Raw genomic sequence first — 26,077 nt, 5'->3', positions numbered from 1 at the left:
AAAAAAGCGGTCTAGAAAGCGGGTTTCAGCCGATTTTCGTTGTGAGGGCTTGAATCCGGGCAGTCGGTACGGGCTTCCGCCGGAAGAGCGACAGTCGTCTGCGGGATGAGTGACCCCGACCGTCACTCCAGGCGGTTGGGGCGGTCCCGATCGGACCTGCGCTCGAGGCTGCCCAGGAAAAGCCTGGACTAGGCTGCGAAGCGCGCTTGTTGTTAGCCTGTGCTTTCTGTGGCTATGGCCGTGAGCGCGAAGACGATGACAGACCGCCAGTTGATCATCCCTGACAGCATGAGCCTGCTCGTGGAGCGTGCGGGTTATGTCCCCGCCGTGAAGGTCGGCAAGACGCTCTATTGCGCAGGGCAGGTGGGCCGCACGCCGGACCTGGAGGTTATCGAGGACCCCGAGCAGCAATTCCGGGCAGCCTGGGAAAATCTTCGCACTGTCCTGGCCGCGGGTGGCTGCACCTTCCAGGACGTGGTCGAGCTGACGACTTTCCACGTCGACCTGTCCAGGCACATGCCGGTGTTCAGGCGCGTGAAGGATGCGCTTTTTCCCAGGGGGACGTGCGCCTGGACCTGCATCGGCGTCGCCGAACTGGCCCATGCCGGACTCCTCGCGGAGATCAAGTGCATCGCCGTGCAGCGATAGACCTGGCCGGCTGCGGCAGATGGGGCTGGCATTCGGGGTGATCTGTGCCTTACCGCCCCCACTTCACACGTCACGGCAGGTGCGGTTTCCACAAGCGAATTTGCTGCGTTCAGCTGCCTCGAGAGCACCGGTCTGCTCGCGCGAGCGATCTTTCCTGCCTAGCGATCGACAGCGCCGGCAGAATGTCGGCCGTAGCACTCACCGCGCGACCCACGAGCGCGATTCTTCAACCGATTCAGGAAGCACTGAGATGCGGGCAGATGGCAGTGAAACGTCAACGAATTACCTCTTGCTGGGCTATGTCGATGCCGAGCTGTTGGCCCTGTACCAGGCCGGGATAGTGCCCACCCTCGAACTGACGCGCACCCAGGCGGCGTTGACCGCCAAGGGTCAGGGCGAGGGGACAGCGGTACCGCTGTACCTCCAGCAGGGCGCTGCGCCCGAGCGCATGGGTAGGCCGGACCCGAGCGAGGCCGCCCAGGCGGCTGAAGGGGGTGAGCCGCTGCCCGTTCCCTCGCTGGAAACCCTGGCCCACCATTTCGCCGAGGACCGCGCTGAAGTCCGAGAATTGCCGTCCCTTGGCGGCGCTGAACCACAGTTGGATCTGCCTGACGATGGGGAGGACTACTCGGCACAGGAGCGGCTCGAAGCCATTCACCTGGCGCTGGCCGCGCTCGAGGCCGAAGAAGAAATCAGCGTTCCGCTGCTCAAGCAGGTACCGGCGAAGTCAGCACCCTGAGGTCCTCCTGAGGCGAGTTGTCGGTCTGTCGAAAGGCGCTCAGGCAGATTCGTACCCAGGCCGCCTCTGACTTGCCGGAACCAGGGCCGTTGGGCACTCATTGCGCACCCAGGGCTTGCTGCAGGAAAAGAGGTGGTGGCAATTAGCCATGCACGCGATTAAGGTTAACAACCCTAACCTCAGTCTGTGTCATTCTAAGCGCCTTCTCCGCCGTTTCTTGCACTATGACCGCCTCACGAAGACCTCCTCGCGGTGCAGGCCGCACGGCCAAGCCCGATTCCCTCCGCGCTGCTCATGAGCAGATCACCCGCAACAGTGGCACCCTCGCCGATATCGCCAACCTGATCGAGATGGAAGGCAAGGCCAGGCCCGGGCGTGAGCAGCCTGCGCCCGCCACGCGCTCCCGTTCCGACGCCGGCAACCCGGCAGCGGCGTCCAAGGCCAAGGCGGCCGGGCAGACCGACCCTGACCACTTTCTGGTGCAGCCCGTGTTCGGGATACCGTTGGTGGCGCTGCTGGTCTGCGCCCTGATCCTGGGCGCCGCCGTGGGGGTGCCGCTCGGCGTGGTCACCTACGGGACCGCGCTCTACACGGCGGTCCTGGATAGCCTGGCGATCTTCTAAACGGGCCGGTGGCCGCTCTGCAGGCTGCCGTCATGGGCGGCCAGCGGCTGGGCCTCAGGCTTCCAGGGACGCCATCAGCTGCAATTGCTGACCGCTCGGCGCGGCCGCCGGCCTGCCCAGCAGATAGCCCTGGGCGAGCCGGACCCCCAGCTGCTGCAGCAGCGCCAGTTGTTCCGGGGTTTCCACGCCTTCGCAGAGCACCTCCAGCTTCATGGCCTTGCCCAGCAGCAACAGGGAGCTCAGCACCTCGCCGCGCTGTTCCTCATCCTGGATCGCCAGGATCCGCCGATCGATCTTGATCAACTGGAAGGGCAGTTCGAGGATGGGGCCCAGGCCGGCGAAGCCGCTGCCGAAGTCGTCCAGGGCCATGCGGATGCCCAGCAGCTGGAGGAGGGCGAAGGACTGGCGGGTCCGGGTATCTATGACCAGTTCCACCCCTTCGGTGACTTCCAGCACCAGACGATTCGGCGCCAGGCGCGAGAGTCTGAGGGCCGCGGACACCCGCTCGTGCAGCATGGGATCGGCGAATTGCAGCGGCGAGAGATTGATGGAGACGCTCAGGTGCGGGGGCCACTGACTGGCCGCGAGACAGGCCTCCTTCACCACCCATTCGCCCAAGGCGATGATGAAGTTGCCCTGTTCGGCCAGCGGGATGAACACCTCGGGCGAGACCAGGCCCAGGGTTGGGTGCTGCCAGCGCAGCAACGCCTCGTAACCCGTCACCTGCCTGGGCTCGACGCGGTAGATGGGCTGGTAGTGCAGCAGGAATTCGTTGCCCACCAGCCCCTTGCGGACATCTTCCGGCGTGAGCAGCTCGGCATGGTCCAGGGGCGCGCCGAGGATGGCATCGATGCCGCCCTCGAAGACCCGGTCCCGGCCATCGCGCTTGGCGCGATAGAGGGCGCGATCCGCACAGTCCAGCAGGTCCTCCGCGGTGCTCAGGCCGGCAAGACCGCTGCGGGCGATGCCGATGCTGACGGTGACCTGGGTCTTGTCATCCTGGCGGCCCTGGTGCGGGATCCGCAGGTCGCGAACGCGTTGCAGGATGGTCTCGGCCACGTCCAGCGCGGCGGCCGGACCGATCCGCTCCAGCAGCACGACGAATTCCTCGCCGCCATAGCGACCGACCCTGTCACCCGGGCCCAACCCGACCGCCAGGGCCTTGGCCACGGTGCGCAGGCAATCATCCCCGGCAAGGTGGCCGTAGTAGTCGTTGTAGCGCTTGAAGTGATCCACGTCGATCAGCAGTACGGCCCCCTGTTCGCCGGCCAGGCGCCGCTGCCAGAAGGCCTCCAGCAGCAGATGGAGCTGACGCCGATTGGCGAGGCCGGTGAGGGAATCCGTTTCCGAGAGGATCTGCAGATCCTGGTTGGCCGAATTGAGTGACGCCAGGCGGACTTCTTCACGCAGCTTGTAGAGATAGGAGCGGCGCCCTTCGACGTTCAGCCAGTAGCTGGCCAACAGGGAAAAGAAGGCCATGACGATGGCGTTGGTCATCATCAGCCCACCCACGATCGGTGACACTGGCGCTTCATGGACGGCCAGGGCGATCACCGACAGGGCGAAGCCATTGAATAGCAGGGCCGGCAGCAGCGGACTCTTCATGCAGGTGTTGACGAAGGCCAGCATCAGCGGCCAGGTAAAGATGAACAGCGTCTGATTCATCTCCCTGCCCGAGGGACCGTTGATCACCAGGTTGTAGACCACCAGCAGGCCGACGTAGAACGGCAGCGAGGCCAGGGTTTCGCGCCAGCGCGTCGGTACCCCGCGCAGCAGCACCACGACCAACAGTGCGAAGGGGGTGGCGATCCCCAGCATCTGGGCGGCTGCCCAGGGCAAGGCGTCTTGCAGCAGGAGCCACCACCAGATCAGAAAGCTGTTGTAGCTCAGGGTGCCGATGAGCAGGCAGCGCGTGAGGTGACGCGTGCGCTGCTTGTGGATGTCCAGCTGAAACAGGCGCTCCAGCACCGGGGCGAAGGCAAAGGGCCCGACCGGCTGGGCAAGCGTTTGATCGACGAGCCGACCCAGCTCTGGGGAGGTTTTCATGGCAAGCCCGGGCTGACAGGATGGATAGCGACGTCCGAAGATAGACGTGTAATGTCAATATGATGGCATTCTGTGACCGCCTTCTCGTTTGGAGATTCGTCCCAGATGACCAGTGGTTGAGTTGGAGAACCTGACGGTCCGAGCCCCCTGTCACAGGTCGCTGTGCAGGGGGCTGGGCGTTTTTCAGACCTTGAAGCGGGTGGTCATCTCCTGCAGGCGTACGCCGATGCGGGCCAACTCCATGCTCGAGGAGGCCGTCTCTTCGCTGGCGGCCGCGGTCTGGTCGGAAATGTCGCGGACATTGGTGACGTTGCGACTGATCTCTTCGCCCGCCGCACCCTGCTGTTCCGCAGCGCAGGCGATCTGATCGTTCATCGATTCGATGTCCTTGACCGAGCGGGTGATGCGCTTGAGCATCTCGCCCGCCTCGCGCGACAGGCTGACGCTGCTGTCGGTCAACTGCACGTTGTGGTCGAGCACGGTCGCCATGCGATCGGTGCTCTGATGCAGGCCGGTGATGAGCTGGGCGATCTCGTCGGTCGAGGAGCGGGTGCGCTGGGCCAGGCCGCGGACCTCGTCGGCGACCACCGCGAAGCCGCGGCCCGCCTCGCCGGCCCGAGCGGCTTCGATGGCGGCATTGAGCGCCAGCAGATTGGTCTGCTCGGAGACGGCCTTGATCACGTCGAGCACGCCGCCGATGCTGTCGGCATGGCCACGCAGGGTGGCCATGGCCGCCTTGGTGGATGCCATTTCCTGCGCCAGCAGTTCGATCTGGGCGACGGCCTTGTCGACCGCCTGGTCGCCCTGCTGGGCCTGCTGACTGGCCTCCTGTGCCGAGCGGGCGGCTGCCCCGGCATTGCGCGCCACCTCGTGGGTGGTCGCCGTCATCTCCTGCATCGCGGTGGCGATCTGATCGGTCTCGATCTTTTGCGCCTGCACGCCAGCGCTGGTCTGCTCGGTCACCGCCGACAGCTGCTCGGCGGCACTGGCGACCTGGACGACGCCGTCCTTCATCTCGCCAATGAGTCCACGCAGGTTCGTGGTCATCTGCAGCATGCTGAGCTGCAGCGCGCCCAGTTCATCCTTGCGGGTCACCTCCAGCTGATGGGTGAAGTCGCCGTTGGCGACCGTCTGGGCCAGCAGGACGGTGTCCTTCAGGGGTCGGACGATGGAGCGGGTGATCAGCCAGGCGCCCAGCAGGCCCAGGGCGATCGCGATGGCCAGCCATACCAGCAACAGCTGACGTGCACCGCTCACATCCGCCAGCTGGAATTCCTTCTGGATCGCGGTCAGCTTGTCGGCCACCGACAGCAGCGTGGTGATGGTGGTGGTGATACCGGCCTGGCCCTGATCCACCTGGACCTGGGCGGTGATCAGCTGTTGCAGGCGCTGCTGGTAGCCGGCGAGTTCCTTGCCAAGCGTCTGCAGCGTCTCGGTCGGCAAGGCGCTGGTCGTGGCGAGTCGTTTGACCTTTGCCTGGATACCGTCCAGGGCACCCTGGGCCGCGGCCTCGCTTTCCTTGGTAGGCGTGGTGGCATAGCTGCGCAGGGCAATGCGCATCTGCTGCAGGTCGATGAAGAGGGCCGCCACCTGCTGGCGGTCTTCGACTCGCCCATCCGGGGCGTTGGCCGCCGTGGCCAAGGCCAGCACATAGGTGTTGGCCGCTTCCGCCGTGGCGGTCGCCGCCTGCTGGATCGCCGCACGCTCCCGCGTGGCGGTCACGACCTGGGTGTAGAAGTCCCGATAGCGCTTGAGTGCGCCCTGGGCTTCGCTCAGCAGGGCTTCGTTGGCCTTCGAGTTGAAGTTGGGAACGATGCTCTGCAATTGAGCTTCGATCTTGTCCAATGCGGCCAGCCATTTTGCCGCCTGGGCATCGTCGGCCTTGACGATATAGACGAGGCGCTCGATGCGCATGTCGCGCGCCAGAGTGCTGTAGCCGGAGATGTCGCCGATTCGTTCGCTGCGATCGCGCAGGGCGTCCGTGGCTTGCCAGCCGGTGTAGGCCACCAGCAGGATCATGCCGATGAGCAGGGAGAAGCCAAGCGCCAGCTTGGCCCGGACGCTGATGTTGCTGAGGAAATTCCAGCCATTGTGCTGCATTAGGACTACCTGGATAGAGGCCGGCGAGGACGAGTCTCCGGCGGACATGCGGTAATTGTTATCGCGATAGTTTTTCGCCCGCGGACGGACGTTGAATACCTGCCACCCTGGACGTAGCCTCCAGGGCCGTCGGTTAATCGCCGAGGCGAAGGCAGGTGCGAGTGCCCGCCAGGGGCGACCTGGACATAGCGGGTAAGTCTGACCATAACGGCGAAAAAGTGATCCATGTCACATCTTTCCCGGGGATGGTTGGTGCCAATTTATGGATGGACGGCGCCTGGTCTGCCGAGGGGAGCTCGGGTATCCGCCTGGTCAGCCGGATACAAGCCGGGTAGGGTCCAGGGACGGGGTGTGGACTGTTCGCTGATGGACCGGAGCGGACAGCAACTTGCCAATTACCCGAATCGGGAAATACTGTATAAAAAAACAGGTATGGAGGCTGCGCCCATGGCATACAGCCAGTCGTCTCAGCTGACTTCCTATGACCGTCTGACGATGAGGGTCTCGCGGCTGGTCAACAACGCCCGCGGGGTCCTCGACAGGCACGTCCATGTGGAGCGCCTGGAGGCCAGCAGCGAAGACTGGGCGCTGTTGCTCGAGGCCTTCGAGGAGACCGAGGGGCTGATCGTGGCCCACCGTGACGACGGCAGCATCGACCTGTTCTGGAAGGTCTGCTACGACGATTTCTGAGCGGACGCGATAGGCTCGTCCCACGTATTCGCCCTGGCTTCGGTAAGCGGATTGTCGATTGAAAGGGAGGTTGGCAATGAACATCCAGCGTCTGGGCCCGACCTGGGCTCCCGCCTATCGCCAGTTGATGCTGGACGCCTATGCCAGGCATCCGGAAGCCTTCACCTCCAGTCCTGCAGAGCGGGCCGGGCTGCCGCTCGGGTGGTGGGAGCGTCGTCTGCAGGCGGGTGACGGAGCAGGGGAACGGGTCTGGGGCGCGACCCAGGGCGCGGAGCTGCTGGGCGGGGTGGGGCTGAGCCGCGAGACGCGGGAAAAGGCTCGGCACAAGGCGACCCTGTTCGGCCTGTACGTGCCCGATCGATACCGGCGGCTGGGCCTGGCGAAAGGTCTGCTCGGTGAATTGCTGGCCCAGGCAGCGACCTGGCCCGACCTGAGGGTCGTCCAACTCACGGTCACCGAGGGCAATCAGGCCGCTCTGGCGCTGTACGAGCAGGCAGGCTTCAGCGTCTTCGGCAGAGAGCCGCTGGCGGTCGCCGTGGGAGATACCTGGTTCACCAAGCTGCACCTCTGGTGCGATCTGGACAGGTTGCGCCTCGGTTAGGACCCGCTCACCACATACGAAGCACCGTTGCCGCTGCGGCCTGCGAGTCGTGGTGCTGGGCTTCATAAGATGTCGTAAAACTGCCTTCGAACCGCCGCCACACCGTCACATCACCGCTCTAGGCTCGCCGCCCCAAGACAGCTTGTAACAAGTTGTATCCACAGGCCCAAGGGGAAGCGCTGGTGAAACGTTCAGGTAACAAACCCGCGGTGTTGACGATCGCATTCGCGGCGTCGCTGTTGGCACTTTCGGTGCAGGCAGCCAGCCGTTCGGGCAACAACGCCATCAATGGCGTCGATCTGCTATCCGGCTACAACAAGCTCTGGACGCCCGGCGCCAGCTGGAACACCGGCACGCCCACCGCCTTCGGGGCGCCCATCCTGCAGCGCAATATCCAGTACGTGGTCGACCTCGCGAAGACCCGCACCCAGGCCCAGGAGATAGCGGCCTACTACGATGACCGCCGCGACCAGAGCTACAGCCTGATCAGCGGCCTGGGTTCCCTGGCCAATGGCTACCTGGCCGGCTCCGGCGCCTTCACCACCATCCCGGTGTTCGACGCCTCCACCCAGACCACCAAGTACAGCGACAACGGCAACGGTGCCGGCGACGCCAATTCGCAGCTGGGCAAGGTGGTGCAACTGGTCCAGGCGATCCGCAACGATGCCTCCACCACCCCGGCCAAGAATGCCTACCAGTATCCGCGGCCCTGGCGCCAGGCGGGCGTGGACATCGTGCCGCTGTCGTTGCGCCCGGCCCTCAGCACCACACCGCAGAGCGACGGCGGCTTTCCCAGCGGCCACACCAACGCCGCCTATCTCGCCGGGATCGGCTTCGGCTATGCCGTGCCCCAGCGCCTGGGCGAGGAACTGTTCCGCGCCTCGGAGCTGGGCAACAACCGCATCGTCGCCGGCATGCACTCGCCGCTGGACGTGATCGGCGGGCGCATCACCGCCACCTATTTCGCAATCGACAACCTGGTCAATAACGCCCAGCTGCGCAGCGATGCCTTCGCCCAGGCCCAGGCCTACTTCGCCCAGCAATGTGGCGGCGACATCAACAACTGCGTGGACAGGATCGATCCAGCCACCGATCGGCAATCCCAGCATGCCCAGGACAAGGCGCTGTACACCGCACGCCTGACCTACGGCTTCGCCCCCGTCGGCCCGACCAACCTGGCGCCGGTGGTGCCGGTCAACGCCGAGGTCTTGCTGGAAACGCGCTTTCCCTATCTCACCGCCAGTCAGCGCCGCGACATCCTGGCCAGCACCGAGCTGTCTTCGGGCTATGCGGTCATCGACGAATCCAACGGCTACGGCCGGCTCAATCTGATGGCCGCGGCCGACGGCTACGGCGCCTTCAATGGCAATGTCAGCGTCAACCTGGACGCCAGCCAGGGTGGCTTCAACGCCCGCGACGCCTGGCGCAACGACATCGGCGGCCCTGGCAGCCTGACCAAGAACGGCAGCGGCGAACTCACCCTCAGCGGCTTCAACACCTACAGCGGCGGCACGCTGATCAATGGCGGTACCCTGCGCGGTCATGCCCGGGCCTTTGGCAGCGGCGACATCACCGACAACGCCACCCTGGTGCTGGATCAGTCGGTCAACGACAGCCTGGCCAACAACCTGCACGGCAACGGCAGCCTGGTAAAGACCGGGGTCGGCTCCCTGAGCCTGACCGGCAACAGCGACTTCGCCGGCACCACCCGCGTCGACCAGGGCCGCCTGGCCATCAACGGCAACCTCGGCAATTCGGCGGTCACCGTCAACTCGGGCGCCACCCTCGGTGGCAATGGCAGTCTCGGCAGCCTGCGCGTGGCCCAGGGCGGTATCCTCGCCCCCGGCAACTCCGTGGGGCAACTCAACGTTAAAGGCAACGCCACCCTCGACCAGGGCTCCGTCTACCAGGTCGAGACCGATGCCAGCGGCCGCGCCGATCGCCTGGTGGCCACGGGCGGTATCACCGTCAATGGCGCCACGCTGGCGCTGGTTTCCAGCCCCTACTGGCAGCCGCTGGGCAGCTATCAGCTGCTGAGCGCGGGCAACGGGCTGAGCGGCCGCTTCGGTCCCATCCAGTCCGACTTCGCCTTCCTGACCCCGACCCTGAGCTATGGCGCCAACCAGGCGACCCTGAGTCTGGCGCGCAATGGCGTGGCCTTCGCCGACCTGGCCGAGGGCCGTAACGCCCGGGCCGCCGCTGCGGGTCTGGATCGCGCCGGCGCCGGCAATGCACTCTGGAATCAGGTCGCCGCGACCAATCCCGCGGGTGCAGGCTCGACGTTCCAGAGCCTGGGCAACGAACTGCACGCCTCGACCAAGACCGTGCTGGTGGAAAACAGCCGGCTGGTGCGCACTGCCATGAGCGATCGCCTGAGCGATGCCCAGAGCGAGCTCCCGTCCAGCTCCGGCATCCAGGGTCTGGCCGGCAGTCGCGAGCGCGGACTGGTCTGGACCCACGCCCTCGGCGCCTGGGGCCACAACGACGGCAGTTACGACGCCAGCAGCCTGGACAGCCACAGCCGCGGCCTGCTGATCGGCAGCGACGTACCCCTGGACGGCGGCTGGCGCGTCGGCGGGCTGGTGGGCTTCGGCCACACCGATCTCGACCTGCGCGGCAAATCCGGCTCGGCGGACAGCACCGACTACCACCTGGGCCTCTATGCAGGCCAACAGTGGGATGCCCTCAGCCTCAAGCTGGGCCTGGCCCATAGCTGGCACCAGGTGGAGGCACGGCGCAACCTGGCGATCCTCGGCACCGACCAGCGCCTGGCGCCGGACTACGACGCCGGCACCACCCAGGCCTTCGGCGAGCTGGCCTATCGGATCGAGGCGGGGAGCCTGAATCTTTCGCCCTTTGCCAGTCTGGCCCATGTGCACCTGCAGACCGACGGCTTCCACGAGCGTAGCGGGGCGCTGGACCTGGACAATCCGCGGCAGAATACCGATGTGACCTTCAGCACCCTCGGCCTGCACCTGGCGAGCAAGCCGCTGGGTGACTGGAAGCTGGTGCCGAGTGCCACCCTGGGCTGGCGCCACGCCTTTGGCGACACCACCCCCGAGCATGAGGCGGCCTTCGCCGGCGGCCCGGACTTCAAGCTGGTGGGGGCGCCCATCGCGCGTGACGCGGCGGTGGTGCGCGGGGCGCTGGACCTGGCGTTGAGCGAGACGGTCTCGCTGGGCCTGGGTTATGACGGACAACTGAGCGGTCGGACCAGGGACCAGGACCTCGACGCGCGACTCAGCTGGCGCTTCTGAAAATAGGCGTCCCGAGTGCCCGAGCGAATCGGGCATCTGGTACTGGGTACTGAAGACGGGCGAGGCCACCGGAGACGGATGGCCTCGCCTGCTTTCCGGGCTAGAAGGACGCCAGGTTGTCCGGCGTGATCAGCTGGAAGGGGACCCGGGTGAGATTGCTGCTGGTGGAGCCATTGGCCAGGCGCAAGGCCATGTCCACCGCGCCCTGACCCTGGCCCTTGGCATCCTGCAGCACGCTGACCGCCAACTTGCCCTCGCGCATCTCTTGCAAGCCGTCGGGCGTACCGTCGATGCCGCCCACCAGATACTTCGTCAGCGGCTTGCCAGCCTTTTCCAGGCCACGGATGGCACCGATGGCCATCTCATCGTTGTTGGCGGCGACGATGTCGAAGGCCACGCCCTTGTCGACCCACTGCAGGACGCGTTCGGTCGCCTCGCTGCGCTGCCAGTTGGCCGAGGCCTTCACCACGACCTGCATGTCGGGATACTTGGCCACTACCTTCTCGACGCTCTCGGTGCGCAGCTTGGTCGCTGGGTGGCCCGGTTCGCCCATGAGGATCGCCACCTTGCCCTTGTAACCGGCGCGGCGGGCCAGCTCCTCCATCTGCATCGTCGCGGCTTCCACCTCGTCGGAGCCGACGAAGCCGGCATAGGCGGGCAGGGGAGAGACGCTGGGGCGGTAGTTGATGAACACCAGCGGCACCTTGCTGCTCATCGCCAGCGCCAGCATCTCCTGGGTGTTGCTGTCGTCGATCAGATTGACGATGACCGCATCGACGTGGGCGGCGATCAGGTTGCGGTACTGGCGCAGCTGCAGGGCGCTGTCACTGTTGGCGTTTTCCAGGAAGAGGTCCGCGTCCAGGGTATGGGCGCGCTCCTCGACGTTGTTGATCAGCAGGGTGCGGAAGTTGTCGCGCTTGGAGGTCAGGACACCGATGAGCGGCGCGTTGGCCTGGGCCAGGTTGACCCAGGTGGCGGCCAGGACGAGACCGGCGAGAAGACGAAGCTTGGGCTTGAACATGAGTCGGTCCCCGATCAGACACTGAAGCGTTGCAGCAGCTCGCGCTGCCGGCTGGCCATGAGCGAAAGGTCCTCGCTGCTGCGGGCGGCGCTGTCGGCGCCCTCCGCGGCGCGGAGCGCGGCGTCGTTGATCTGCACCATCATGCGACTGGTCTCCTGGACGGTGGCGCTCTGTTCTTCGGTGGCGGCGGCGATCTGGGTGTTCATTTCACGGATGGTGCCGACCGCCTGGCTCATGCTCTGCAGGGCTTCCCGGGCGGAGGAGGCCAGTTGCACGCACTCGCCGGACTGGGCACGACTCACCCCCATGATCTCCACCACCGAATGGATCTTCTGCTGCATCTGTTCGATCTGCTGCTGGATTTCGGTGGTGGAGGCCTGGGTACGACTTGCGAGGGAACGCACCTCGTCGGCGACCACGGCGAAACCGCGCCCCTGTTCACCGGCGCGAGCCGCCTCGATGGCGGCGTTGAGGGCCAGCAGGTTGGTCTGCTCGGCGATGTTGCGGATGGCATCGACGATGCCGTCGATGCTCTGGCCATAGCCCTGCAGCTCATCGGTGGCCTGGGCGGCGACCTGGATCTGCCGCGCCTGGCGCTGGATGCTGTCGATGGTCTCGGCGACGGTGGTGCCGGTCGTGGTGCTCAGCTGGAAGGTGTGGTCGACGGCATCCTTGGTGTCGAGGGCGCGCTGGGCCACCTCGGCCACGGTGCTTTCCATCTGGGTCATCGCCGAGGCGGCGGAGCCCAGACGCTCGGTCTGCTCTTCCACGGCGCGGGTGGTGCTGGCACTGATGTCGGCATTGGCCTGGGAAGTGCGCCGGAGGTCGTCGGCCGACTGGGTGAGGGTCTGCACCGTGGTCTGCAGCGAGCGGATCAGTTCGTTGAGATAGCCGCCGAGTTCGCTGAATTCGTCCTTGCGGCGCACATCGAACTGGACCCGCAGATCGCCGGCCGTGACCTGGCGCAGCGACTCGCGGAAGGCAAGCAGCGGGCGCCGTAGGCCACGCGCGACCCAGACGCCGATGATCAGGGCCGCGCCAATCGCCAGCAGGGTGACGATGGCGAGCACCTGGCGGCTGGTGGCCACGGTGGCGTCGGTATCGCTCTTGGCCTGCTGGGCCACGGCCACGGCGCCGGCGCTGAGGGTACGCAGGGCGTCCAGGGTCGCCTGCAGGGCGGTGCCGGTGCGCTGGCGCTGGGCGTCGAACTGGCCTTCGGCCGCGGCCTGCCGCTGATAGGCCTGGCGCAGGCCATCGGGCGCGGTCATCTCGTGCAGGAGGCGGATGACCATTACCCCGACGATGCGCGCGCTGCGCTCGTCGATGGCGGCCAGGGCGCGCAGGCGATCGGTGATGACATCCTGCTGCTGGTTGAGCACCACATCCAGGCCGGGCAGATCCAGACGCGCCGCCTGGGCGGCAAAGGCGGCGTAGGTCTTGTCCGTTTCGATCAGCAGCATCTGGGCGGCGCGGACGGCGGCGGTGGCGCCTTCGGCCTTCTGTTGCGCGCTGTAGGCCTGCAGATAGCTGGACAGCCGATTGGCTTCCGGCGTGGCATAGCCCTGCAGGGTGCGGGTTTCGCGGCGGATGGCGACCAGCTGGCGGTAGCTGTCGATGAGGGTCTTCGCCTGGTCGCCATAGGCATTGCCCAGCTTCCGCTCCTGATCGAGCGCCTGGGTCAGCTGGTCATGGTCGCGCAACAGCGCCGGCAGGCGCTGGTGCAGCTGCAGGTAGTCGGAAAACTGCTGCTGGAATTGCTTTTCACCCGTGGCGATCGCCGCGGCGTCGGTCTCGGCCAGCAGGCCGAGCAGGGTCTGGTTGGCCCCCAGCAACTGCACGTTGATCTCGCCAACGGCCTGGCCAAGCGGCGCGGATTGCTCGGTGATGACCGCCAGCCGCTCATGGATGGACTGGGTACTGTTGAAGCTCACGGCGACGATGCCCAGCAGCAGGAGCACCAGAAGTGCAATGCCGCCGACCACGCGTTGAAGAATCGTCATGCTGGTTCCCTGCTTTTGTTATCGGTGTCGAGGCAGGAGGCCATCAGCGCCGGGACCCGATCGAGCGTCCCGCTACCGTCCATGGCCAACGTGCTGTCAGCCTAGTCTTATCACCGGACCTGGCCGCATCGTCTGCGGACGTGCGGCCTTGGCCAGGCGATCAGCTGTCGTGGGCGGCGTCCGCCACCCGTTCCAGGGGCTGGCGGGCCGGTTCGCTCTTTGGGAAAGGCGCGAGGGGCCCTCCCTGGCGATCCTAGATCCGCCACCTCCAGGCATGCGGCGCTCGTTCCTCCGTAGCTGCCATGCGACGGACACCTCAGGTCGCAAAGCCGGCGCGGCGGGGCAGAAACCAACCGGTGCTTCTCCAGGTCCCTGAAAGGTCTCTTTTTTCAGGAATACCCGATGTCCAAAGCTCTGCTGTGCTCCCTCGTACTGGCTACCGCCGCAACCCTGACCGCGTGCGACAAGACCTCCGAAGACCATGCCCAGGACGCCCAGGCCCATAGCCAGAAGGCCCAGGAGAAGGCGGCCGAGGGCAAGGTCGAGCGGGCCTCCAAGGAGCAGGCCAAGGCGCAGGAAGACCGGGCCCAGGCCAATGAAGCCGCGGCCACCGAAGGGCGCAACACGCCCCCCGATTCCGCCGTGCCCGGCTATATCAAGACGCCCAGCAAGGAAAATCCCTGACGTAGGCTCTGCCTCCCTTGCCGGCCGGCAGTGGGCGAATTGCCGCGCTGCTCGCGGCCGCTGGGCGCAGGGTAGGGCGGTCACGGTTACCGGTGGCTCAGGCGGATGACGAAGCCCGCCGGCTACCGCGCCCCGGGATCCCGGGGCGGATGGTCAGGGTGGCGCACTGACGAGCTGCCAACCGGCGGCCGTTGACGAGCCGACGACAGCTGTCGTCCAGGCGAGCAACGGCTGTTTACATCCGGGCCAGGACGATTAGAGTAGGAGCCACTTCGCCACTATTCGTCCATCCTCCGGAGCCGCCATGAGCCCTTCGCGACCGATCCACTGGTATCGTGCCCGCAGCACGTTCGAAATCGTCGCCCTGGGCCTGGGGGTGATCGCCCTGGTGGTGGCCCTCGATCAGGGCCTGCGCAACTCGCCCTCCGAGCACCTTGCCGATTACCACGCCTGCAAGGGTGACGGTGGTCTGGCGCGGATGAACGCCATCGGCGAAATCGTCTGCCGGCTGCCCAGTCCGGTGATTGGCCAGGTAGCGGCCAAGACGCCGGCGGTTTCCGGTCTCTAACGACCGCCGGGCTTCTCCCTCCGGCCTGCTCACACCTGGCCTGCTCTTGTGACTGGACCCTCCCGGTCCGGTCGATCCGTCTTTTTCCGCATCCTTTCCTGATTGCGTCCTGACCCCTGGGCGTGGATCACGGCTGCCTGGCGTTGGCAATGCGAACAGCTATTGCTTAACGTAACATTTGATAATGAGAGTTTTTATCATTTAAAGTGCTGGCCCTCGCGACGACGCGAACAGCAGCCTTCCAGTGCACGGCGTCGGCTGCAACGCCACGGTCACAAGGATCACCATGAACACCCAAGGAACCCTCTGCCAGCCCGTCCGCCTTCGCCGCGGGGCCCTTCGTCAGCTGCTTCTGATCGGCGCGCTGATTCCCTTTCCGCTGACGGCCCTGGCCGCCACGGTGGCCGAGCAGAACGCCACGGAACTGGACACCCTGACCATCGAAGGCAATCGCCTCTACGACATGGCGCCCTCGGAACAAACCGGCGGCTATACCGTGGATTCGGCGACCGTGGGCACCAAGACGCCGGCCGCCCTGCGTGACATTCCCCAGTCGATCACCTCCTACACCAGCGACTACATCAAGGATCGCAACTTCAACACCCTGGACGAGCTGGCCAAGTCCACCGCCGGCCTGCGGGTGCTGACCAACGACAGCGGGCGCTCCTCCATCTATTCGCGCGGCTACGAATACGACGAATACAACATCGACGGCCTGCCGGCGCCCATGACCAGCATCTTCGGCACCGTGCCCATTCTCTCGCCCTTCGACCGGGTCGAGATCATGCGCGGGCCCTCGGGGCTGTTCAACAGCACCAGCGAGCTGGGCGGCATCGTCAACATGGTGCGCAAGCGCGGCACCGAGGACTTCCAGGGGCACATCACCGGGCGCTACGGCTCCTGGGACACCAACTACCAGGAAATCGACCTGGCCGGTCCGCTCACCGAAAGCAAGAATGTCCGGGGTCGCTTCGTCGCCTCCCGCGCCGACACCAATGGCGAGGTGGACTACAACGCCAACACCGACCAGAGCTATTACGGCGACCTGGACATCGACCTGTCTGACGCCACCCAGATCTCCTTTGGCCTGATCCATCAGGTCAAGAACCTCACCCCGCACAATGGCTATCCCACCGATGCCCAGGGCAATCTGCTGGACTTCAGCCAGTCGCGTTTCCTGGGGGCGGACTGGAACTACTTCGACGGCAAGACCACCGACGGCATCTTCGAGCTGACCCATAGATTCGACAATGGCGGCTATGGGCGCCTCGCCGCCCGGGCCTCGCACCGGGAGGCGGATTATCTATATGGGTTTTCCTCCTACAACACCCGGCAGCAGTCATATTTTTTACAGGCATCGAATCGAGACTTTGAGCAGGATGCCTATTCTTTGGATGCTAGCTACAGCCAGCCTTTCGAAGTGCTTGGACAAGTAAGCGAGTTTGTGATTGGTACGGACTTTAAGCATTACAACTCAAGTTATCGCAACGGTAATATGAGTTTAGGGGCTATGAATCTTTCCACTTACAGACCAACGCTATATGCCAAGCCCTCGAAAAGCTACACCACTAAGGTAGACAGTGACGATAAGGAGCTAGGTCTCTATTCAAAGGCCACTTTCCGCCCCATCGAGCGCCTGGCGCTGATCGGCGGTGCCCGCGTTTCCTGGTACAGGGGCGAGGCCTATACCACCACCCTGGCCAGTGGCGCCGAGGCGGGGGAGAGCCAGAAGCACAGCGGCTTCGTCACCCCCTATCTGGGTACCGTCTATGATCTCGACGACTACCATTCCCTCTATGCGAGCTATTCCAAGGTCTACAAGCCGCAGAGCGAGCTGGATGCCCAGGGCAAGGCCATCGATCCGCGCGAGGGTGACCAGTACGAGGTCGGTATCAAGGGCAGCTATTTCAACGGCGACATGAATGCGCGGCTGTCGATCTTCCAGCTGACCGATGAGAACCGCGCATCCACGCCCTTCGATGCCAATGGTCTTGCGATCACCACCTATTCCGAAGCGTCCGGCAAGACGCGGGTGAAAGGCGCCGAGATCGAGGTCAGCGGCAAGCTCACCGAGCAGTGGGAAATGCTCGCCGGCTACACCTACATGGATACCCAGAACCTCAGCGGCGATGGCAACACCCTTTTCGAAGCCATGCCCAAGCACATGGCCTCGCTGTGGACCAAGTACACCCTGGCGGGCGGTCCGCTGACCGGCCTGAGCATCGGTGGCGGGGTGACCGCCATGAGCGATTTCTCCCAGACCAACCAGACCTCCGGCGTCACCGTCTCCGCGCCGGGCTATGCCACGGTGGATGCCAAGTTCTCCTATCCGGTCACCAAGCAGCTGACCGCGACCCTGGACGTGAACAACCTCCTCGACAAGGAATACTGGTCGCGCGTAGGTTCGGTTTCCACCTTCAACTTCCAGGGCCCCTCGCGCAGCGTGATGGTCGGGGCGCGCTACGACTTCTGAGTCCCAGGCCGACCCGGGCAGGGCCCAGGTCGGCCAGCGCGATGCAGGCCATGACGATCCTTGCGACGATGTACCTTGATGCGATGAAAGATTCACTTTTCCAGCGGGACGACGTGGGCAGCGAGCCCTGGTGGCAGGCCGTGGCCTGTCGTGGCACGCCGCTGATCGAGCCCACTGCAGACGGACGCCATCGCCTGACCTTTGTCTGGCGCGATCCCGAAGGGCTGGCCGGGCGCTCCGGCACCCAGCGGGTCTGGCTCAACATCACCGGGGTCACCGACCATCATCAACCGGGCCTGCCGCAGAGTCTGCGGCGCCTGCCAGGCACCGATGTCTGGGCCTGGGAGACCGAACTGGATGGCCGCTGGCGCGGCAGCTACTGCCTGATCCCCAGCGGGGAGCCGGCGCCCTTCGAAGGCGAAGCCCAACCCGATCTCCAGGGCATCCGCCTCTGGTGGCGCAGCGTCTTTCCCCTGGCCCAGGCCGACCGGCTCAATCCGCGACGCGCCTGGCAGGGTGGGCGCGGGCTGGCGGTGTCGGGCGTGCACCTGCCGGAGGCGCCTGCCCAGCCGGCCTGGGCCGCCTTCGATGCCGACCGCAGCCTGGCGCCAGCGGCCTGGCCGAGTCTGCAACAGTACGAGTGGCAGAGTGCACGGCTGGGCAATAGCCGTCCGGTGTGGGTCTTCGCCACTGGTAATACCACCCCTCTGGAGCGGCCGCTGGCCATCCTGCTGGATGGGCAGTTCTGGGCGCAGACGATGCCCGTGGGCGCGCCACTGCAGCAGCTCACCGCAGCCGGGCAACTGCCGGAGGCGGTCTATCTGCTGATCGACAACAGCGACCGCGCCCTGCGCGGCAGCGAGTTGCCCTGCAATCCACAATTCTGGTTGGCGTTGCAGGAAGAACTGCTGCCCCAGGTGCGCGACTGGGCGCCCCATGCGCAGTCGTCGTCCACGACCGTGGTGGCCGGGCAGAGCTTTGGCGGGCTGGCGGCGCTCTATGCCGCGCTGCATTGGCCGGAGCGCTTCGGCTGCGCCCTGAGTCAGTCCGGGTCCTTCTGGTGGCCGCAGCGTGGCGCGCCGGGACGGCTGTTCGAGGCACTGGCGAGCGGGCAGGGGAGCACTCACTCCCTGCGGCTGTTCATCGAGGCCGGGTTGCGCGAGCCGGCCATCCTCGAAGCCTCCCGGGCCCTGGTCCCGCGCCTGCGCGAGCAGGGCCACGTGCTCGACTATCGCGAGATCGATGGGGGGCACGACGCCCTCTGGTGGCGCGGCGGGCTGCTCGATGGCCTGGTCCAGCTCTGGCGACCCCGGGTCGCCGCCGACGCCCAGCGTTAACCCCTATTTGCCAGGAGGTCCTATGGACGCTCTCAATCCCTTCGACGATCCCGCCCAGGTGCTGCTGATCCTGCGCAATGACCGGGGGCAGTGCAGCCTCTGGCCCGAGGCCATGACCGTTCCCGCCGGCTGGGAGCCGGTATTCGGACCGGCGCCGCGCGCGGCCTGCGACGACTGGCTCGCCAGCCACTGGCGCGATATCCGCCCGGTCGCCTCCCTGCTTTCCTGACTGGAGTTCCTGTGTCCTCTACGCCGCTTTCTCTTTCGCGCGAACTGCCCCTGGTCGCCGCCCAGCCCGGTATCTGGATGGCCGATCAGCTGTCGCCCCACGCCAATGCTTTTGCAGTGGCCCATCTGGTCGAGTTGCGCGGGCCGATCGATGGCCAGGCGCTGCAGGCGGCCATCGTCCAGGGCCTGGGCGAGCTGGACAGCCTGCAACTGAAGTTCGCCGAGCGCGAGGGCGAGCTGGTGCAGTGGATCGACGATGAGGCGGCCACGCCTGCCCCTGAGTGGCTGGACCTGCGCGGGGCCGCCGATCCGGAAGGCGCGGCGCGCGCGGCCATCCGCGCCGACCTCGACGGCGACCTGAGAGCCACCAGTGGCGGGCCGCTGTGGCTCAACCGGATCTACCAGCTGGGTGACGACCACCTGTTCTGGTATCAGCGCTATCACCACCTGCTGATCGATGGCTATGGCTTCGCCGCCCTGGCCAAGCGGGTAGCGGCCCTGTACAGCGCCGCGCTGCGCGGCGAGACGCCCGAGGCTTCGCCGTTCGTCTCCTTTGCCGAGGTGGTGCGCGAATACCAGGATTATCGGCAGTCGGCCGTGCGCGAGCGTGACGAAGCCTTCTGGCGTGAGCGCGGCGCGGCCTTGCCGCCGGCCGCCTCCCTGGCACCCGGTGGCCTGGCGGGGCAGGTGCCGACGCCGCAGGTGGTAGAGGCTCGCGCCCGGGTGCCCGCCGCGGTCTTCGCCAGGCTGGCCGAGCAGGGCAAGGCCCAGGGCGTGACGCCGGCGGATCTGGCCGTGGCCCTGGCCGCCACCTGGTTCGCCCGTCTCAGCGGTCAGCCGGCCTTCAGCGCCGGCTTTATCTTCATGAGGCGCATGGGATCGGTGGCGCTGAAATCCGGCGGCGCGACGCTCAATGTCCTGCCCCTGGGCGTGCGCACCGACTCGACCCAGACGCTGCCGCAACTCGCCGCCGTGCTGGCTGCCGAACTCAAGAAGGTGCGTCGCCACCAGCGCTACGACGCCGAGCAGATCGCCCGCGATCTCGGCCGGCCGGGCGATGCCGAGCCGCTGACCGGACCGGTGATCAACCTCAAGCTGTTCGATTTCGCCCTGGATTTCGCCGGGGTGCCCGGCATCACCCACGAACTGGCCTCGGGGCCGGTGCGCGACCTGGAGATCGCCCTCTACCTGGAAGCCGGCGGCGCCCTGGACATCAAGTTGCTGGGCAACGCCGAGCGCTATGTCGCCGAGCTGTTGCAGGGCCACGCCGAGCGCTTCGGCCTGCTGGCGCAGCAGTTTGCCACTCAACCTGGGCTCACCCTGGGCGAAGCCGATCTGCTGGCGCCCACGGACCAGCACTGGCTGGCCGCCATCAATGCCACCGAGCGCCCGCTGCCCGCCACCACCCTGGCCGCGCTGTTGGCCGAGCAGGCAGCGCGGACGCCCGCGGCACCGGCGCTGGCCGATCTGCAGCACGCCTTTACCTATGAGGAAACACGCAAGCAGGTCCTGGCCCTGGCACAGCGCCTGAGCGCAGCAGGGGTCGGTCGCGGCGACATCGTCGCGGTGGCCCTGCCACGCTCGGTGTTCCTGTCCCTGGCCTTGCTGGCGACGCTCGAGCTGGGCGCGGCCTACCTGCCGCTGGACAGCGGCTATCCCGACGAGCGCCTGCAACTGATGCTCGACGATGCCCGGCCCCGGGTGCTGGTGACCGATGCCAGTCAACGTGGACGTTTCCCGGGGCTGCGCGAGGAGCAGGTGCTGATTCTCGATGCGCCGCTGGAGGGGCTAGACCAGGCTCCCGTGTTCGAAGGACCGCGCCCCGGTGATCCGGCCTATCTGCTCTATACCTCCGGCTCGACCGGCCGGCCCAAGGGCGTGGTGGTCGGGCATGCGGCCATCGTCAATCGCCTGCTGTGGATGCAGGACAGCTACCCCCTCGGCGCCGGTGACACCGTCCTGCAGAAGACGCCGAGCAGCTTCGATGTCTCGGTCTGGGAATTCTTCTGGCCGCTGCTGGTGGGCGCCCGGCTGTACCTGGCGCCACCCGAGGCCCATCGCGATCCCCTGGCGCTGCAGGAGCTGTTCGCCCGCGAGCGGGTGACCACCGTACACTTCGTACCCTCGATGCTGGCGGCCTTCGTCGCCAGTCTGGACGAGCCGGCCGCGGTGGCCCGCTGCGCCAGCCTGCGCCAGGTGTTCTGCAGTGGCGAGGCGCTCCCCACCGAACTGGCTCGCACCTGGGAGCGCCGGGTCGGCGCGCCCCTGCACAATCTCTATGGCCCCACCGAGGCTGCGGTCGACGTCTCCTATCATCCGGCCCATGGCGCCGCCCTGGCGGCTGTCAGCGGCAGCAGCGTGCCCATCGGCAAGCCGGTGTGGAACACCGGGCTGCACATCCTCGACGAGCGTCTGCGCCCGGTACCGCCGGGTGTGGCGGGCGAGCTCTATCTGAGCGGGGTGCAACTCGCCGATGGCTACCTGGGCCGTCCCGAGCTGACCGCCGCACGCTTCATCGCCGCGCCGGACGGGCAGGGCGAGCGCCTCTATCGCACCGGTGACGTGGCGCGCTGGCTGCCCGAGGGCGTCGTCGAATACCTCGGCCGCAGCGACGACCAGGTCAAGTTGCGCGGGCAGCGCATCGAACTGGCGGAAATCGACCACGCCCTGCTGGCGCTGCCTGGCGTGGCCCAGGCGGTCACCCATGCCCGGGTGCTGGGCGAGGCGGCCACCGCCACCGGCGGCGATGCCCGCCAACTGGTGGGCTATCTAGTCGCCCAGCCCGGCGCCGCGCTGGACCTGGAGCGCCTGCGCGCGCGCCTGGGCGAAAGCCTGCCGCCGCACCTGGTGCCGGTGGCCCTGGTGGAGCTGGACGCCTTGCCCCTGGGCGCCACCGGCAAGCTCGATCGCAAGGCCCTGCCGGCGCCCCAGGGCGTGGCCAGGGCCGCCAGTCGCCCCCTGTCGCCGGGGCTGGAAAGCGATCTGGCCGCGGCGTTTTCCGAGGTGCTCGGCTGCGCCATCGTCGGTGCGGACGACGACTTCTTTGCCCTGGGCGGTCATTCGCTGCTGGCCATGACCCTGGCCGCCACGCTGCGTCGGCGCCTGGGGCGGCCGGTGTCCATCGGCCAGATCATGGTGGCCTCCAGTGTCGCCCGCCTGGCCCGGCAGCTGGAGCAGGATGCGGCCAGCGCGACCCGCGCCGGCTTCGAGACCCTGCTGCCGCTACGCCCGGGCGATGGCCCGACGCTGTTCTGCTTCCATCCGGCCTCGGGCTTCGCCTGGCAATTCAGCGTGCTGGCGCGCCACCTGGATCCGCGCTGGTCGCTACTCGGCATCCAGTCGCCGCGTCCGGACGGCCCCCTGGCCCAGGGCGCCGACCTGGAAGCCGTCATCCAGCGCCATCTGCGCACCCTGCGCGAGGTGCAGCCGCAGGGGCCCTATCATCTGCTCGGCTATTCCCTGGGTGGCACCCTGGCCCAGGGTCTGGCGGCGCGGCTGCAGGCGGCAGGAGAGCAGGTCGCCTTCCTCGGCCTGCTCGACACCTATCCGCCGGAAACCCAGAACTGGCAAGAACGCGAAGGCCAGCGCGAGCTGGACCCGGAGGTGCTGGCCGAGGTCAATCGCGAGCGCGAGGCCTTCCTGGCGGCCCAGCAGGGCCTCGCCGATCCGGCACTGGGGGAGGGGGCGGAGCTGTTCGCCACCATCGAAGGCAACTACGCCGACTCGGTGCGGCTGCTGGCCACAGCGCGCAGCGCGCGTTTCGAGGGCGAGGCGCTGATGTTCGTCGCCCGGCGCACCCTGCCGGCGGGAATGGACGTCAAGGCCACCTGGGCGCCCTGGATCACCCGCCTGCAGGCCCACGAGGTGGATTGCGCCCACGTCGACATCATCGCCCCGGCCCAGCTGACGCAGATCGGCCCGGTGCTGAATCGGGCGTTGAAGGCGCTGTGACGGCTCGCGGGTTCGGCTCGACGGCGACTCCCCGCTCAGGCAAGGTGTGAAGCCTGGGCGGGGCAGGAGAGATGATCGGCCAGGCCGCTCCTTCTCTCGTTGCAGGTGGACCCATGGCGAAAAGCGTGACCATTCAGGATGTCGCCCGGCAGGCAGGCTTGTCCAAGTCTGCCGTTTCGCGCTACCTGAATCACAGTCTGAGCCTGCCACCCGCCACGGCGCAGCGTATCGAAGGGGCCATCGAGGCCCTGGGCTTTCGGCGCAACAGCCTGGCCCAACGCCTGAGCAAGGGCGGCAGCGAGACCATCGGGCTGGTGCTGCCGGACATCGCCAACCCCTTTTTCGCCGAGCTGGCCGACGCCGCCGAGGCCACGGCCTTCGCCCATGGCTACAACCTGGTGCTCTGCCTGACGCGCAACGATCCGGCGCGGGAGATCCAGTACGTCCACTGGAAGGGATCGCGCCGCGTGGATGGTCTGCTGTTCATCACCAACCGCGCGGATGACGGGACGCTGGCGGCGCAACTGGGCGCCTACCGGGAGATCGTGTTGCTGGACGAGGATGTCCCGGGTACCTCGATGCCCAAGGTCTTCGCCGACAATGTCGCCGGCGGCCGACTGGCCACCGAGCATCTGATCCGCCAGGGGCATCGGCGCATCGCCCATGTCTCCGGACCGGCAGCGGTGATGAGCGTGAGGGAGCGGCGCGAGGGCTATGAGCAAGCCCTGGCCACGGCCGGAATACCCTTGCGTCCCGATTATCTGCTGCTGGGGGAGTACAGCCGCGACTTCGGGCGTCAGGCGGCCGCGACCCTGCTGGATCTGCCGGAGCCGCCTCAGGCGATCTTCGCCGCTAGCGACTTCATCGCGGTAGGGGTGCTCGATACGCTGCGCGAACGCGGCCTGGCGGTTCCCGGTGCCCTGTCCCTGGTCGGCTTCGACGACGCGCCCTACGCGGAATTGCTCACGCCGCCGCTCAGTACCGTACGCCAGTCGGCGCGGGACTTGGGTCGCCAGGGAATCGAAGCCCTGCTGGCGGTGCTTGCCGGGCAGTCGGTAGTCGGGGAGCAGCGGGTCGCCGTGACCCTGGTGGAACGCGGCTCGGTCGCCCCGGCGCCTGCCCCAAGGTAGCACTTGGCGTTTCCATTCTGCCCAGTCGTGGAGCACTCCGGTGGCTGTCCGGCCAGAGGCTCTGCGCAGGGGGTTTGAGTAACCATTTGAATTGGCAGTGGAAGAGGGTCCTCCAGTCGCTGCTGGCACGCCTTGTGCTGTTTCCTTTCCAGCAGAACCTTCCCGGTTCTATTTTTTGGCCCATTTAGTAAACCGGTTTACTAACCGCTGCCACATCCGTTGGCAGGGTAGAGGAGGATGGAGATGCTTCGATTCGGCAAGACGTTCGCTTCCATGCTGATGGTGTTCGGATTGGGCCTGGCCGGTAGTGCCCAGGCGGCACCGGCCAAGCGGCTGGCACTGGTCCAGGTGAATCAGCAGGCGCTCTATTTCACCCAGATCACCCAGGGTGCCCAGGCCGCCGCCAAGGCGGCGGGCGCCGAGTTGGTGGTGTTCAACGCCAACGACAACCCCTCCGCCCAGAACGACGCCATCGAGGCCTACATCCAGGACAAGGTGGACGCCATCCTGGTCTGTGCCATCGACGTCAACGGCATCAAGCCGGCGGTCTCGGCGGCGGTCCAGGCCGGTATCCCGGTGGTGGCCATCGACGCCGTGCTCAATGGCGACAACCAGGTGCAGGTCGGCGTCGACAACCGCGCCGCGGCTCGCCAGCTGGGGGAATACACCGGCAACTACATCACCCGAGAGCTGGGTGGCGAGGCCAAGGTCGGGGTGGTGGGAGCCCTGGGTTCCTACGTGCAGAACCTGCGTCTGGACGGCTTCCGCGAGGGGCTGGCCCAGCGCGCGCCCAAGGCGAAGATCGTCGGTACCGTGGATGGCAACAACGTGCAGGACACCGCGCAGAGCGCCGCGGAAAATCTGCTCACCGCCAATCCGGATCTGCAGATCGTCTATGCCACCGGCGAGCCGGCGTTGATTGGCACCGTGGCGGCCAGCGTCGCCCAGGGCAGCGGCGAGCGCACCCGGATCTTTGGCTGGGACCTGTCGCCCCAGGCCGTCCAGGGCCTGGATGACGGCTCCGTGGCAGTGGTGGTGCAGCAGAACACCCGTGGCATGGGCAAGGCGGCGGTGGAGGCGGCGCTGGTGCTGCTCGCCGGCCAGCAGGTCACTAAGCAGCAGGATATCCCGGTGACCCTGGTCACCCGGGAAAACCTGGATGCCTATCGCGCCGACTTCAAGTAGCGGAGACCGAGCATGGACACTGCGACGACGGTTCCCCGGGTCAGCATGACCGGCATCACCAAGAGCTATGGCTCCATCCAGTCCCTGCGCGGCGTCGACCTCGCCCTGCAGCCCGGCGAGGTCCTGGGGCTGGTCGGCGACAACGGCGCCGGCAAATCGACCCTGACCAAGATTCTTTCCGGCGCGGTGCTGCCCACCAGTGGCTGCATCCGCATCGACGGCCGCGAAGAGGTGTTCCAAGGCCCGGCGGATGCCCAGCGCTGTCGGATCCAGATGGTCTATCAGGATCTCTCCCTGTGCGACACCGTGGACGTGGCCGGCAACCTCTTCATGGGGCGGGAGCCCCGCCGCCGGCTGCTCGGGCTGCCGCTGCTGGACGAGCGCAAGATGCACGCCGATGCGCGCCGCATCCTCGAGGGGCTGGGCATCAGCCTGCCCGATACCCGCGCCCAGGTACGCCACCTCTCCGGCGGCCAGCGCCAGGCCGTGGCCATAGCCCGCGCCGCGGCCTTCGAACCCCGGGTACTGATCATGGACGAGCCGACCGCCGCCCTGGCGGTGGCCGAGGTCGAGGCGGTGCTGGAGCTGATCCGCACCATCAGCCGCCAGGGGGTGAGCGTCATCCTCATCACCCACCGGCTGCAGGATCTCTTCCTGGTCTGCGACCGCATCATGGTGATGTACGAGGGCCAGAACCTGGCCGAGCGCCGGGTGGCCGACACCAGTCTGGGCGAGATCGTCGAGCTGATCGTCGGCCACAAGTTCACCGCCCGTTCCGCCTGCGCCTGAATCGGAG

At 66.7% G+C, this 26,077-nt stretch carries 19 protein-coding genes; 15 read left to right on the top strand and 4 right to left on the bottom strand.

The features are described 5' to 3' along the window. Positions 1–255 precede the first annotated feature (255 nt). The 3 genes from DBY63_RS01850 to DBY63_RS01840 all read left to right on the top strand — a co-directional run bounded on the left by DBY63_RS01850 (position 256) and on the right by DBY63_RS01840 (position 2,010). A complete protein-coding gene (locus DBY63_RS01850; RefSeq protein WP_108581214.1) occupies positions 256–648 on the top strand; it encodes a RidA family protein in 393 nt (130 codons plus the stop codon). A 250-nt stretch (positions 649–898) separates the two neighbouring features. Then, on the top strand, positions 899–1,387 hold the full coding sequence (locus tag DBY63_RS01845; RefSeq protein ID WP_108581145.1) for a hypothetical protein: 489 nt from the start codon (positions 899–901) through the stop codon (positions 1,385–1,387). A gap of 224 nt (positions 1,388–1,611) precedes the next feature. Beyond that, on the top strand, positions 1,612–2,010 hold the full coding sequence (locus DBY63_RS01840) for a hypothetical protein (RefSeq protein WP_027599935.1): 399 nt from the start codon (positions 1,612–1,614) through the stop codon (positions 2,008–2,010). 54 nt (positions 2,011–2,064) lie between these two features. On the opposite strand, the gene DBY63_RS01835 is transcribed toward DBY63_RS01840, so the two are convergent. Beyond that, positions 2,065–4,056, bottom strand: coding sequence for a GGDEF domain-containing phosphodiesterase (locus DBY63_RS01835; protein ID WP_042133214.1), 1,992 nt, complete (start codon positions 4,054–4,056; stop codon positions 2,065–2,067). A 183-nt stretch (positions 4,057–4,239) separates the two neighbouring features. Beyond that, positions 4,240–6,156, bottom strand: a complete 1,917-nt coding sequence (locus DBY63_RS01830; protein ID WP_108581144.1) for a methyl-accepting chemotaxis protein — start codon at positions 6,154–6,156, stop codon at positions 4,240–4,242. Between the two features lie 447 nt (positions 6,157–6,603). Between DBY63_RS01830 and DBY63_RS01825 the strand changes: the two genes are divergently transcribed. From DBY63_RS01825 to DBY63_RS01815, 3 genes are all read left to right on the top strand, one after another. Further along, complete coding sequence (locus DBY63_RS01825; RefSeq protein WP_100168972.1) at positions 6,604–6,846, top strand: DUF1654 domain-containing protein; 243 nt, start codon at positions 6,604–6,606, stop codon at positions 6,844–6,846. A 76-nt stretch (positions 6,847–6,922) separates the two neighbouring features. Continuing rightward, on the top strand, positions 6,923–7,447 hold the full coding sequence (locus DBY63_RS01820; protein ID WP_108581143.1) for a GNAT family N-acetyltransferase: 525 nt from the start codon (positions 6,923–6,925) through the stop codon (positions 7,445–7,447). Positions 7,448–7,656: 209 nt separating this feature from the next. Next, positions 7,657–10,704 (top strand): autotransporter domain-containing protein, encoded by a 3,048-nt coding sequence (locus tag DBY63_RS01815; protein WP_146750236.1) that lies wholly within the window; start codon positions 7,657–7,659, stop codon positions 10,702–10,704. 100 nt (positions 10,705–10,804) lie between these two features. Here the strand turns inward: DBY63_RS01815 and DBY63_RS01810 are convergent, their stop codons facing one another. Together DBY63_RS01810 and DBY63_RS01805 are read right to left on the bottom strand one after the other, a co-directional pair. Continuing rightward, on the bottom strand, positions 10,805–11,725 hold the full coding sequence (locus DBY63_RS01810) for a substrate-binding domain-containing protein (protein ID WP_108581141.1): 921 nt from the start codon (positions 11,723–11,725) through the stop codon (positions 10,805–10,807). A 14-nt stretch (positions 11,726–11,739) separates the two neighbouring features. Next, entirely contained in the window at positions 11,740–13,725 is a 1,986-nt protein-coding gene (locus DBY63_RS01805; RefSeq protein ID WP_108581140.1) for a methyl-accepting chemotaxis protein, read from the bottom strand. 402 nt (positions 13,726–14,127) lie between these two features. Here DBY63_RS01805 and DBY63_RS01800 point away from each other — a divergent pair, with 402 nt between their 5' ends. The 9 genes from DBY63_RS01800 to DBY63_RS01760 all read left to right on the top strand — a co-directional run bounded on the left by DBY63_RS01800 (position 14,128) and on the right by DBY63_RS01760 (position 26,070). Continuing rightward, a complete protein-coding gene (locus DBY63_RS01800; protein ID WP_027599928.1) occupies positions 14,128–14,409 on the top strand; it encodes a hypothetical protein in 282 nt (93 codons plus the stop codon). Between the two features lie 304 nt (positions 14,410–14,713). Further along, a complete protein-coding gene (locus DBY63_RS01795) occupies positions 14,714–14,977 on the top strand; it encodes a hypothetical protein (RefSeq protein ID WP_007160310.1) in 264 nt (87 codons plus the stop codon). A 286-nt stretch (positions 14,978–15,263) separates the two neighbouring features. Then, positions 15,264–17,450 (top strand): TonB-dependent siderophore receptor, encoded by a 2,187-nt coding sequence (locus DBY63_RS01790; RefSeq protein WP_108581139.1) that lies wholly within the window; start codon positions 15,264–15,266, stop codon positions 17,448–17,450. A gap of 83 nt (positions 17,451–17,533) precedes the next feature. Beyond that, complete coding sequence (gene fes / locus DBY63_RS01785) at positions 17,534–18,787, top strand: enterochelin esterase (protein WP_108581138.1); 1,254 nt, start codon at positions 17,534–17,536, stop codon at positions 18,785–18,787. Positions 18,788–18,809: 22 nt separating this feature from the next. Then, entirely contained in the window at positions 18,810–19,016 is a 207-nt protein-coding gene (locus DBY63_RS01780; RefSeq protein WP_027599925.1) for an MbtH family protein, read from the top strand. An 11-nt stretch (positions 19,017–19,027) separates the two neighbouring features. After that, positions 19,028–22,966, top strand: coding sequence for an enterobactin synthase subunit F (locus DBY63_RS01775; protein ID WP_108581137.1), 3,939 nt, complete (start codon positions 19,028–19,030; stop codon positions 22,964–22,966). Between the two features lie 113 nt (positions 22,967–23,079). Next, positions 23,080–24,096, top strand: a complete 1,017-nt coding sequence (locus tag DBY63_RS01770; protein ID WP_108581136.1) for a LacI family DNA-binding transcriptional regulator — start codon at positions 23,080–23,082, stop codon at positions 24,094–24,096. Positions 24,097–24,339: 243 nt separating this feature from the next. After that, complete coding sequence (locus tag DBY63_RS01765; protein ID WP_108581135.1) at positions 24,340–25,281, top strand: substrate-binding domain-containing protein; 942 nt, start codon at positions 24,340–24,342, stop codon at positions 25,279–25,281. Between the two features lie 12 nt (positions 25,282–25,293). Next, positions 25,294–26,070: an ATP-binding cassette domain-containing protein gene (locus DBY63_RS01760; RefSeq protein ID WP_027599921.1), complete on the top strand. Its 777-nt coding sequence runs from the start codon at positions 25,294–25,296 to the stop codon at positions 26,068–26,070. The last annotated feature ends 7 nt before the right edge of the window (positions 26,071–26,077 follow it).

This window comes from Pseudomonas sp. RIT411 (assembly GCF_003057735.2).
Classification (GTDB): domain Bacteria; phylum Pseudomonadota; class Gammaproteobacteria; order Pseudomonadales; family Pseudomonadaceae; genus Chryseomonas; species Chryseomonas oryzihabitans.
The sequence above is the reverse complement of the archived record's forward strand: the minus strand, read 5'-3'. Positions and strand labels throughout refer to the sequence as shown.

Excerpts from the sequence above, each read along its gene's own strand:
- DBY63_RS01845 (WP_108581145.1), top strand. The coding sequence starts at position 899 with ATGCGGGCAGATGGCAGTGAAACGTCAACGAATTACCTCTTGCTGGGC.
- DBY63_RS01800 (WP_027599928.1), top strand. The coding sequence starts at position 14,128 with ATGTCCAAAGCTCTGCTGTGCTCCCTCGTACTGGCTACCGCCGCAACC.
- DBY63_RS01830 (WP_108581144.1), bottom strand. The coding sequence starts at position 6,156 with ATGCAGCACAATGGCTGGAATTTCCTCAGCAACATCAGCGTCCGGGCC.
- DBY63_RS01840 (WP_027599935.1), top strand. The coding sequence starts at position 1,612 with ATGACCGCCTCACGAAGACCTCCTCGCGGTGCAGGCCGCACGGCCAAG.
- DBY63_RS01770 (WP_108581136.1), top strand. The coding sequence starts at position 23,080 with ATGGCGAAAAGCGTGACCATTCAGGATGTCGCCCGGCAGGCAGGCTTG.
- DBY63_RS01820 (WP_108581143.1), top strand. The coding sequence starts at position 6,923 with ATGAACATCCAGCGTCTGGGCCCGACCTGGGCTCCCGCCTATCGCCAG.
- DBY63_RS01790 (WP_108581139.1), top strand. The coding sequence starts at position 15,264 with ATGAACACCCAAGGAACCCTCTGCCAGCCCGTCCGCCTTCGCCGCGGG.
- DBY63_RS01760 (WP_027599921.1), top strand. The coding sequence starts at position 25,294 with ATGGACACTGCGACGACGGTTCCCCGGGTCAGCATGACCGGCATCACC.
- DBY63_RS01825 (WP_100168972.1), top strand. The coding sequence starts at position 6,604 with ATGGCATACAGCCAGTCGTCTCAGCTGACTTCCTATGACCGTCTGACG.
- DBY63_RS01850 (WP_108581214.1), top strand. The coding sequence starts at position 256 with ATGACAGACCGCCAGTTGATCATCCCTGACAGCATGAGCCTGCTCGTG.
- DBY63_RS01835 (WP_042133214.1), bottom strand. The coding sequence starts at position 4,056 with ATGAAAACCTCCCCAGAGCTGGGTCGGCTCGTCGATCAAACGCTTGCC.
- DBY63_RS01805 (WP_108581140.1), bottom strand. The coding sequence starts at position 13,725 with ATGACGATTCTTCAACGCGTGGTCGGCGGCATTGCACTTCTGGTGCTC.
- DBY63_RS01795 (WP_007160310.1), top strand. The coding sequence starts at position 14,714 with ATGAGCCCTTCGCGACCGATCCACTGGTATCGTGCCCGCAGCACGTTC.
- DBY63_RS01810 (WP_108581141.1), bottom strand. The coding sequence starts at position 11,725 with ATGTTCAAGCCCAAGCTTCGTCTTCTCGCCGGTCTCGTCCTGGCCGCC.
- DBY63_RS01765 (WP_108581135.1), top strand. The coding sequence starts at position 24,340 with ATGCTTCGATTCGGCAAGACGTTCGCTTCCATGCTGATGGTGTTCGGA.
- fes (WP_108581138.1), top strand. The coding sequence starts at position 17,534 with ATGAAAGATTCACTTTTCCAGCGGGACGACGTGGGCAGCGAGCCCTGG.
- DBY63_RS01780 (WP_027599925.1), top strand. The coding sequence starts at position 18,810 with ATGGACGCTCTCAATCCCTTCGACGATCCCGCCCAGGTGCTGCTGATC.